General features: G+C 71.3%; 10 protein-coding genes. 4 read left to right on the top strand and 6 right to left on the bottom strand.

Going from position 1 to position 8,859, the window contains the following annotated elements; genetic code table 11:
* Positions 1-119: 119 nt before the first annotated feature.
* From ACFWXO_RS08615 to ACFWXO_RS08605, 3 genes are all read right to left on the bottom strand, one after another.
* Positions 120-329: an acyl-CoA carboxylase subunit epsilon gene (locus tag ACFWXO_RS08615; protein ID WP_375881827.1), complete on the bottom strand. Its 210-nt coding sequence runs from the start codon at positions 327-329 to the stop codon at positions 120-122.
* A gap of 75 nt (positions 330-404) precedes the next feature.
* Complete coding sequence (locus ACFWXO_RS08610; RefSeq protein ID WP_375881829.1) at positions 405-2,006, bottom strand: acyl-CoA carboxylase subunit beta; 1,602 nt, start codon at positions 2,004-2,006, stop codon at positions 405-407.
* Positions 2,007-2,457: 451 nt separating this feature from the next.
* Positions 2,458-2,961 carry a PLD nuclease N-terminal domain-containing protein gene (locus ACFWXO_RS08605; protein ID WP_380522877.1) on the bottom strand — a complete coding sequence of 168 codons (504 nt, stop codon included), beginning with the start codon at positions 2,959-2,961 and terminating at the stop codon, positions 2,458-2,460.
* Between the two features lie 92 nt (positions 2,962-3,053).
* On the opposite strand from ACFWXO_RS08605, the gene ACFWXO_RS08600 reads away from it, so the two are divergent.
* The 4 genes from ACFWXO_RS08600 (at position 3,054) to ACFWXO_RS08585 (ending at position 6,040) form a co-directional block, all read left to right on the top strand.
* Positions 3,054-4,511 (top strand): menaquinone biosynthesis decarboxylase, encoded by a 1,458-nt coding sequence (locus ACFWXO_RS08600; protein WP_375881834.1) that lies wholly within the window; start codon positions 3,054-3,056, stop codon positions 4,509-4,511.
* On the top strand, positions 4,508-5,404 hold the full coding sequence (gene mqnP / locus ACFWXO_RS08595; RefSeq protein ID WP_380522876.1) for a menaquinone biosynthesis prenyltransferase MqnP: 897 nt from the start codon (positions 4,508-4,510) through the stop codon (positions 5,402-5,404). The genes ACFWXO_RS08600 and mqnP overlap by 4 nt, the downstream gene beginning before the upstream one ends.
* A 71-nt stretch (positions 5,405-5,475) precedes the next feature.
* Entirely contained in the window at positions 5,476-5,757 is a 282-nt protein-coding gene (locus ACFWXO_RS08590) for a type II toxin-antitoxin system Phd/YefM family antitoxin (protein WP_375881838.1), read from the top strand.
* Between the two features lie 4 nt (positions 5,758-5,761).
* Complete coding sequence (locus ACFWXO_RS08585; protein WP_380522875.1) at positions 5,762-6,040, top strand: type II toxin-antitoxin system RelE/ParE family toxin; 279 nt, start codon at positions 5,762-5,764, stop codon at positions 6,038-6,040.
* A 97-nt stretch (positions 6,041-6,137) separates the two neighbouring features.
* Here ACFWXO_RS08585 and ACFWXO_RS08580 read toward each other — a convergent pair whose 3' ends face one another.
* The 3 genes from ACFWXO_RS08580 to ACFWXO_RS08570 form a co-directional block, all read right to left on the bottom strand.
* Complete coding sequence (locus ACFWXO_RS08580; RefSeq protein ID WP_375881844.1) at positions 6,138-6,488, bottom strand: hypothetical protein; 351 nt, start codon at positions 6,486-6,488, stop codon at positions 6,138-6,140.
* A 62-nt stretch (positions 6,489-6,550) separates the two neighbouring features.
* Entirely contained in the window at positions 6,551-7,306 is a 756-nt protein-coding gene (locus tag ACFWXO_RS08575; protein ID WP_380522874.1) for an alpha/beta fold hydrolase, read from the bottom strand.
* A 93-nt stretch (positions 7,307-7,399) separates the two neighbouring features.
* Positions 7,400-8,626 carry an FAD-dependent oxidoreductase gene (locus ACFWXO_RS08570; protein WP_380522873.1) on the bottom strand — a complete coding sequence of 409 codons (1,227 nt, stop codon included), beginning with the start codon at positions 8,624-8,626 and terminating at the stop codon, positions 7,400-7,402.
* Positions 8,627-8,859: the final 233 nt, after the last annotated feature.

Here is an 8,859-nt window from a genome sequence, read left to right as displayed (position 1 = left end):
CCCGGGGGGCCCGCCCCGCGGCGGCCGGCGCACCCCGGCCGGCCCCCCCGCCGGCGGGCCCCCCGTGGGGGGTGCCCGGCCGTCGAGGTCGGACTCTCGGGGCCCGGGGCCCGGAGGCGTCAGGCGGCCTGCTGCCAGCTCACCGGCGAGTAGTAGGCCGGGCGGCGCTCCAGGCGCTGCCAGTTGGCGATCGGCTCGACCTGGGCGGCGGCCGCGGCCTGCTGCGCGACGGCGGCGCGGGCCATCAGGACGGCGGTCAGGGCGGCGAGCTCCTCGTCGGAGAGGCTGCCGCGGACGATGCGGACGAGGGGTTCGGCGGAAGCGGTCATGTCCTTGGTTTCTCCCCCGGTTGCTGTGGTGTGTGGTGTGCTCGGTACGGCCTGCTGCTGCGAACCGTGCCGCTGCTACATCGGCGGGTTGCCGTGCTTGCGGCTGGGCAGGTCGGCGTGCTTGGTACGGAGCATCGCCAGGGCGGAGGCGATCACCTGGCGGGTCTCCGCCGGGTCGATGACGTCGTCCACGAGGCCGCGCTCGGCCGCGTAGTACGGGTGCATCAGCTCGCTCTTGTATTCCTTGATCTTCTCGGCGCGCATGGCGTCGGGGTCGTCGGCGCCGTTGATCTCGCGGCGGAAGATGACGTTGGCGGCGCCCTCGGCGCCCATCACCGCGATCTCGTTGGTCGGCCAGGCGTAGGACAGGTCCGCACCGATGGAGCGGGAGTCCATGACGATGTAGGCGCCGCCGTAGGCCTTGCGCAGGATCAGCGAGATGCGCGGCACGGTGGCGTTGCAGTAGGCGTACAGCAGCTTGGCGCCGTGCCGGATGATGCCGCCGTGCTCCTGGTCGACGCCGGGCAGGAAGCCGGGCACGTCCAGCAGGGTGACCAGCGGGATGTTGAAGGCGTCGCACATCTGGACGAAGCGCGCGGCCTTCTCGCTGGCGTTGATGTCGAGCACGCCGGCCAGCGACTGCGGCTGGTTGGCGATGATGCCGGTGACGTGGCCGTCGACCCGGGCCAGCACGCAGAGCACGTTGGTGGCCCAGCGCTCGTGGACCTCCAGGAACTCGCCGTGGTCGACGATCTCCTCGATCACCTTGCGCATGTCGTACGGGCGGTTGCCGTCGACGGGCACCAGGTCCAGCAGGCTGTCGTTGCGGCGCTCGACCGGGTCCTCGCTGACCACCGACGGCGGCATCTCGCGGTTGTTCTGCGGCAGCAGCGACAGGAGGAAGCGGACCTCCTCGATGCAGGACTGCTCGTCGTCGTAGACGAAGTGCGAGACGCCCGAGACGCCGGCGTGCACGTCGGCGCCGCCCAGGCCGTTCTGGCTGATCTTCTCGCCGGTCACGGCCTGGACCACGTCGGGGCCGGTGATGAACATCTGCGAGGTCTCGCGGACCATGAAGACGAAGTCGGTCAGCGCGGGGGAGTACGCGGCGCCGCCGGCGCACGGGCCGAGCATCACCGAGATCTGCGGGATGACGCCGGAGGCCTTGGTGTTGCGCTGGAAGATGCCGCCGTAACCGGCCAGGGCGGTGACGCCCTCTTGGATGCGGGCGCCGGCGCCGTCGTTCAGCGAGACCAGCGGGGCACCGGCCGCGATGGCCATGTCCATGATCTTGTGGATCTTCTGCGCGTGGGCCTCGCCCAGGGCGCCGCCGAAGATCCGGAAGTCGTGCGCGTAGGTGAACACGGTGCGCCCGTGCACGGTGCCCCAGCCGACGACCACGCCGTCGGTGTGCGGCTTCTTGGCCTCCAGGCCGAAGCCCTGGGCGCGGTGCCGGCGCAGCGGCTCGACCTCGCGGAAGGAGCCCTCGTCCAGCAGCAGGTCGATGCGCTCGCGGGCGGTCAGCTTGCCCTTCGCGTGCTGGGCCTCGGTGGCCTTGTCGCTCGGGCCGCGGCGCACCTGCGCGCGGAGCTCGTGGAGCTCGGCGACCCGCCCCTTGGCATCGGCCGGGACCTCGGGGACCTCGCCGCCGACCGGCGCCTCATGCACAACCGTCATCTCGAACCACTCCAAGGGTGAGGGAACTGTCCGACAGCCAGCGTCTGCTGTACCCCCAGCTGCGAATCAACTTCTTCACTTATGACTGTACGAGGGGCCGTGCGCTGGTTTCGGCGTCGATTCCGTACAAGGTCGAGTTCGTTTAGCTGTCAGGCCTGTACAGAAGCGGTCGCCCCGAGGGCTGTGCGCTCGGTGGCCGTTCGAATACCGGGGGTTGTCGGGCAGATGATGGTCCGATGATCTGAGCATGAAGGAAAACGCAGGTCAGGACCGTCCTCCAGCAGTGTGGGGCGGCCGTCCGGAGTACCGCTCGAGGACGGCTGGACCGTGGCGCCGGGAACGGGGCGATCAAGGCCGGACGCTTCCCGGTCGTAGGGAAGCGCCAAAAAGGCCGCAGCCCACCCGTGGGTGCCCGGGTGGGCTGTCCGGGGGAGCGGCGGACCCGCTCCGATCAGCTCTTTCGCCCGTCCTCGGGCTCCTCGCCGCCGCGCAGCTCCTGCTCCCGGCGGCGCAGATCGGCCTCCCACCGCCGGAGCATGTCCTCGTGGTCCTTGTCGTCCTTCTGCAAGGACCCGCCCTTCGAGGGGGCGTCCTTCTTCTCGGGGCCGTTCTCGGCGGACCCGTTCCTCGCGGACCCGTTCCCGAGGGAGGCCAGGAACTCCGGGTCGTCGTCCGGGGCCACCGGCCGGCCGCGGCGCGGGGCGGCGGAACCGCTCCGGCCGTCCGCGTCCGTCCGTCCCGGTCCTCCGTCCGGCGCGCCCGTGCGCAGGAAGCCGCGCCGCTTCCCGGCCACCAGCCAGGCGATCGGGCCGAGCGGCGGGAAGAGCAGCACGATGATCAGCCAGATCGGCTTCGGCAGGTGCCGGACCTCTCCCTCGGGCGTGACCAGGCAGTCGATGAACGCCCACACCCACAGCGCGAGCGGAAGGACGATGGTCAGAAGAATCCTCAGCACGGCTGTGATCTCCCCCGCGAGGGCCGGAGCGGCGGGCGCCTCCCGGGGCCCTTGACGCAAGCCAGGCTATCGGGTGGCGGATACTGACTGGCATGGCATACGACGATCTCCGCTCGTTTCTCCGAGCCCTCGACCGCGAGGGCGACCTCAAGCGCATCAAGGCGGAGGTGGACCCCCACCTGGAGATCGGCGAGATCGTCGACCGCGTGCAGAAGGCCAAGGGCCCGGCGCTGTTGTTCGAGAACGTCAAGGGCTCGTCGATGCCGATCGCGATGAACGTCTTCGGCACCGAGCGGCGCCTCGCCAAGTCGCTCGGCCTCAAGGGCCCGGAGGACATCTCCGAGAAGATCGCCGGCCTGCTCAAGCCCGAACTGCCGCAGGGCTTCACCGGGTTCCGGGACGCCTTCGGCAAGCTCGCCTCGATGGCCCACGTCCCGCCCCGGAACGTGAAGTCCGGCGACGCCCCGGTCCAGGAGGTCGTGCTCACCGGCGACGACGTCAACCTGGACGAGCTGCCCGCGCTGTTCACCTGGCCGCTGGACGGCGGCTCCTTCTTCAACCTGGGCCTGACCCACACCAAGGACCCGGACTCCGGCGTCCGCAACCTCGGCCTCTACCGGCTCCAGCGGCACGACCGCCGCACCATCGGGATGCACTGGCAGATCCACAAGGACAGCCGCAACCACTACGCCGTCGCGGCCAAGCGCGGCGAGCGCCTCCCGGTGGCGATCGCCTTCGGCTGCCCGCCGGCCGTCACCTACGCGGCCACCGCACCGCTGCCCGGCGACATCGACGAGTACCTGTTCGCCGGCTTCGTCGCGGGCGAGCGGGTCCGGATGGTCGACTGCAAGACCGTCCCGCTGCAGGTCCCGGCCGACGCCGAGGTGGTCCTGGAGGGCTGGCTGGAGCCCGGGGAGATGCTCCCCGAAGGCCCGTTCGGCGACCACACCGGCTTCTACACCCCGCAGGAGCCGTTCCCGGCGCTGACGATCGACTGCGTGACCATGCGCCGCCGGCCGATCCTGCAGTCCATCGTGGTCGGCCGCCCGCCGACCGAGGACGGCCCGCTGGGCAAGTTCACCGAGCGGTTCTTCCTGCCGCTGCTGAAGATCATCATCCCGGACATCGTCGACTACGACCTGCCCGAGGCCGGCGGCTTCCACAACTGCGTGATCGTCTCGATCGACAAGAAGTACCCCAAGCACGCCCAGAAGACGATGCACGCGATCTGGGGCGCCCACATGATGTCGCTCACCAAGCTGATCATCGTGGTGGACTCCGACTGCGACGTCCACGACTACCAGGAAGTGGCCTGGCGGGCCTTCGGGAACGTCGACTACAGCCGCGACCTCACCGTGGTCGAGGGCCCGGTCGACCACCTCGACCACGCCTCCTACCAGCAGTTCTGGGGCGGCAAGGCGGGCATCGACGCGACCCGCAAGCTCCCCGAGGAGGGCTACACCCGGGACGGCGGCTGGCCGGAGATGGTCTCCTCGGACCCGGCCACGGCCGCACTGGTGACCCGTCGTTGGAAGGAGTACGGGCTGTGAGCACCGCCGCCGTCGAGACCCCGGGGCGCACCAAGGCCTTCCTGCGCCTGGTGATGATCGAGCACTCGGTCTTCGCCCTGCCCTTCGCCTACATCGCCGCGCTGACCGCCATGTTCCTGGCGGACAAGCGGGTGCACTGGGGCGAACTGTTCGTCGTCACCGTCTGCATGGTCGGCCTGCGCACCTTCGCGATGGCCGCCAACCGGATCATCGACCGCGAGATCGACGCCCGGAACCCGCGCACCGCCGGGCGCGAACTCGTCACCGGCGCCGTCTCGTTGAGGACCGCGTACGCCGGCTCGGCGGTCGCCCTGGTGGTCTTCCTCGGCGCGGCGGCCCTGCTCAACCCGCTCTGCCTGGCCCTCGCGCCGGTGGCCGTGGTGCCGATGGTCGTCTACCCGTACGGCAAGCGGTTCACCAACTTCCCGCAGGCGATCCTCGGCCTGGCCCAGGCGATGGGCCCGGTCGGCGCCTGGCTCGCGGTGACCGGCAGCTGGTCCTGGGAGGCCGTGGTCCTCGGGGTCGCGGTCGGCATCTGGATCGGCGGCTTCGACCTGATCTACGCCTGCCAGGACGTCGAGTCCGACCGGGAGCACGGCGTCGGCTCGCCGCCGGCCCGTTTCGGCGTCCCGGCCGCCATCCGCGGCGCCCGGGTCTGCCACGTCCTGACCACCCTGCTGCTCGGCTGGTTCGCGGTGCTCACCGACGCCGGCCCCGCGTTCTGGGTCGGCCTGGCCGTCGTCGCGGGCGCCTTCGTCTACGAGCACACCATCGTGAAGCCGAACGACCTGTCGAGGCTCAACCGGGCCTTCTTCCAGACGAACAGCTTCGTCGGCATCTCGCTGTTCTTCTTCGCCCTGGTCGACCTGGTCATCCGCGGCCTCGGCATCTGACCCCTGCGGGCCCGGCCCCGGCCGGCCCCGGATCCTCTCTGGAACAGATGTACATCTGTTACATTCGTGCCATGAGTGAGTCTGTCGTGGAATCCATGGCCGATGTGCGCAGCCACCTGGCGGACGTCATCGACCGGGCCCGTAGGGACGGCACCCCGACGATCATCACCCGGCGGGGGAAGCAGGAAGCCGTGGTGATCGACATCGACGAGTACCGGCGCCTGAGCCGACTGGCCGAGGAGGCCGAGGACGCCTGGCTCAGCGGGCTCGCGAAGGAGGCCGAGGCCGAGGGGCGCGAAGGGTCCGTCTCCCTGGAGGAGATGGCCGCGATGCTGCGCGCCCAGCAAGGGTGACCCGATGGGCCACGTGACACGCTTCACCCCCCAGGGGCAGCGCGACATGCTTAAGGTGCCGCGCCCCGACGCCCTGCGGATCATGTACCGCCTCACCGAGTTCCAGCGGGCGCTCGACAGCGGCGGCACGGAGCCCTTCGACATCAAGCCGCTCCAGGGTCATCCGGGGCACTGGCGCCTCCGGGTCGGCGACTACCGGGTCGTCTACACGATCGAGGACGGGCTGCTGGTCGTGTGGGTGGTGGCCGTGGGCAACCGGCGCGAGGTCTGCCGCCGGTACTGAGACGTCTCGGCGGCCTTCGTCTCGACGGCCGCCAGGAAGTCGGCGGGTGCGCCGCCGGTGACGTGTTCCGGGCTGGGCAGGTACTCCCAGCTCCAGCTCACTCGTTCACCGCCGAGAACGCGGCCCGGTAGATCGCCGCGACGTCGGTGGCGTTCCGACGGCACTCCTCGACGCTCTCCGCGTGGTTGGCGAGGTAGTTCGCCCGGTGGTAGGCCCGTGCCGTGGCCGGGACCCGCTCGATCTCCACGACGGCCGCCCAGTGCGCGACGAACGCGCGGAGCGGGCTGATGCTTCCTGAGTCGATGGCGGCGGCCATGGCCCGGGTCTGTCCCTCCACCATCTCCGGCAGCCGGGCGGAGGCCACCACGGCGAGGGCGGCCTTGAGAGCGGCGGGCGACTTCTCGGGCCTGGGGATGAGTTCGGCTCCGTCCGGGACCGGCTGGCTCACGGGGCTCTCCTCTCGTCCCGTCCGAGCCTACTCGCCGCCGGTTCGCGGTAGCGCTCCGCGGCTCAGTTGTGGAGGAAGGCCTCCATCGCGGTCGCCAGTGCCACCGGCGCCTCGTACATCGGGTAGTGCCCGGTGCCGCCGAGCTCCTCCAACTCGGCGTTGGGGTAGTGCTCCAGCCAGGTGCCGCGCATCACGTCGGCGGTCAGCGCGAGGTCGTGCTCGCCGACGATGACCTTGACCGGGACGGGGTTCCCGCTGATCCGGGGCTCCAGGTCGGCCGTGGTCCAGTCCTGGACGTAGCCGTCGAAGGCCTCGACGGTCGACAGCCGCAGCGACTGGTCGACCATCCGGTCCAGCCAGACCCGGCCCGCCCGCTGCCCGGTGACCAGGTCGAGGATCGCGTACCGCTTCTCGCGGTCCTCGGCGGCGCCGTAGAACAGCGCCTCGCCCGCCTCGTCCAGCGGGTACGCCCCGGCCGGAACCGGCGACAGGCCGACCAGCTTGCGCACCCGCAGCGGGGCCTCGGCCAGGACCTGCTGGGCCGCCTTGCCGCCCATCGAGTGGCCGACCAGCGAGAAGCGGTCCCAGCCGAGCTGGTCGGCGAGGGCGAGCGCGTCGGCGGCGATCTCGGCGAGGGTGTAGGCGCCGGTCACGTCCTTGCGCTCGCCGTAGCCGCGGTAGTCGAGGAAGGCGTAGCTGAACGCCCTGCCGTCGAGGTAGTCCAGGAAGGGGCCCCAGCCCGCGCTGGTGCCGAACCAGTCGTGCAGGACGAGGACGGGGTGGGCGCCCGTACCGGTCAGGCGATGAGGGATCGTCATGCCGGGGGTCGTTCCCCGGAAACCGCCCGCCCGAACGGCCGGTCCGGGGCGGGCCGTTCGGGCCCGGGCTCGAGCGGCCGGCCGGGCGGAGGGTCAGGCGGACGGCCGGCGGGCGAAGGCCGGGGCGTGTTCGGGGCGCGGCCCGATGGCGAGCAGCCGGGACAGGCCGATCCGGACGGCGGGCACCCGGCGGGCGACCGCGGCGAAGGCGGTCGGCGGCCCGGAGCGCCGGCCGGTGAGCACCGGGACGAACATGATGCCGTGCAGGACCCGCTGGAGGCGCTGCATGACCACGGTCGGCCACCAGCGGCGCCGCTGGACCCGGGCCAGTGCGGCGACGGTCGGCCGGCCGCGGCGCAGCGGTTCGGCGAGCAGGGCGGCGGCCGCGACGGCGTCCTGGATGGCGAGGTTGATGCCGACGCCGCCGGCCGGGGACATCGCGTGGGCGGCGTCGCCGATCAGCAGCAGCCCGTCGACGTACCAGCGGTCCAGCCGGTTGAGCTTGACGTCGAGCAGGTGGAGCTCGTCCGTCCCGGCCAACTGGTCGACCCGGTCGGCGAACTGCGGCATGAGCCGGGCGATCCGGGCGCGGAAGCGCTCGATGCCCTCGGCGCGCAGCTCGGGGTCGAAGCCCTTGGACTTGAAGTAGGCGATCTGGAAGTAGTCGTCGCGGGTGAAGCTGAGGGCCAGCTCGCGCTCGCCGAAGCCGGGGGTGAGGCTGGGCGGCGCGGCCTGCTCGTGGGCGTGCCGGGGGAGCCGGAACCACCAGACGTCGAAGGGCACCGGGTACTCCTCGGGCACCAGGCCGGCCTCCCGGCGCAGGGTGGAGTGCCGGCCGTCGGCGGCGACGGTGAGGTCGGCGCGCAGCTCGCCCTCCTCGCCGTCCCGGGTGCGGTAGCGGACGCCGACCACCCGGCCGTGCTCCCGGAGCAGTCCGGTGGCCTCGGTGTTCATCCGCACGGTGAAGGTGGGTTCCCGCTTCGCCTCCTCGACCAGGAAGTTGAGCAGGTCCCACTGCGGCATCATGGCGATGTAGTTGTACGGCGCGGGCAGCCGGTCGAAGGCGCTCAGCGCGACGTCCCCGACGCCGGGCACCGGTACCACCAGGTTGCCGAGCCGGCTCTGCGGCAGGGCGGCGAACTTCCGGCCGAGGCCCAGTTCGTCCATCAGGCGCACGGTGGACGCGTGGACGGTGTCGCCGCGGAAGTCCCGCAGGAAGTCGGCGTGCTTCTCCAGCACGGTCACCTCGACGCCCGCTCGGGCCAGCATCAGGCCCAGCACCATTCCGGCCGGTCCGCCCCCGGAGATGACGACGCTCATGGCTCTCTCCCCTTCGATCCCTTGCCGTTCCTGGGTGGAACTTGCCTATAGAGCGTCTCTGGAACCGTCTCAGGTGTCAAGTAGTACGATGTCTCACATGAACGAACTGGTGGCGGCCGCCCTGGCGGCCGCGAAGGCCCGGGGGGGGGGGGGTGCGGGGGGAGCGCCGAGCGCGGTCGCCCCCGGGGGCGCCCAGTAGGCTCGGTCGTATACAAAAAAGAAGCAGCCGCGCC

Source organism: Kitasatospora sp. NPDC059088 (assembly GCF_042738155.1).
Classification (GTDB): domain Bacteria; phylum Actinomycetota; class Actinomycetes; order Streptomycetales; family Streptomycetaceae; genus Kitasatospora.
The sequence above is the reverse complement of the archived record's forward strand: the minus strand, read 5'-3'. Positions and strand labels throughout refer to the sequence as shown.

What these genes read in the sequence shown, in the direction of transcription:
- ACFWXO_RS08615 (WP_375881827.1), bottom strand. Translation starts at nt 329, where the DNA reads ATGACCGCTTCCGCCGAACCCCTCGTCCGCATCGTCCGCGGCAGCCTC.
- ACFWXO_RS08610 (WP_375881829.1), bottom strand. Translation starts at nt 2,006, where the DNA reads ATGACGGTTGTGCATGAGGCGCCGGTCGGCGGCGAGGTCCCCGAGGTC.
- ACFWXO_RS08600 (WP_375881834.1), top strand. Translation starts at nt 3,054, where the DNA reads ATGGCATACGACGATCTCCGCTCGTTTCTCCGAGCCCTCGACCGCGAG.
- ACFWXO_RS08590 (WP_375881838.1), top strand. Translation starts at nt 5,476, where the DNA reads ATGAGTGAGTCTGTCGTGGAATCCATGGCCGATGTGCGCAGCCACCTG.
- ACFWXO_RS08585 (WP_380522875.1), top strand. Translation starts at nt 5,762, where the DNA reads ATGGGCCACGTGACACGCTTCACCCCCCAGGGGCAGCGCGACATGCTT.
- ACFWXO_RS08575 (WP_380522874.1), bottom strand. Translation starts at nt 7,306, where the DNA reads ATGACGATCCCTCATCGCCTGACCGGTACGGGCGCCCACCCCGTCCTC.
- ACFWXO_RS08570 (WP_380522873.1), bottom strand. Translation starts at nt 8,626, where the DNA reads ATGAGCGTCGTCATCTCCGGGGGCGGACCGGCCGGAATGGTGCTGGGC.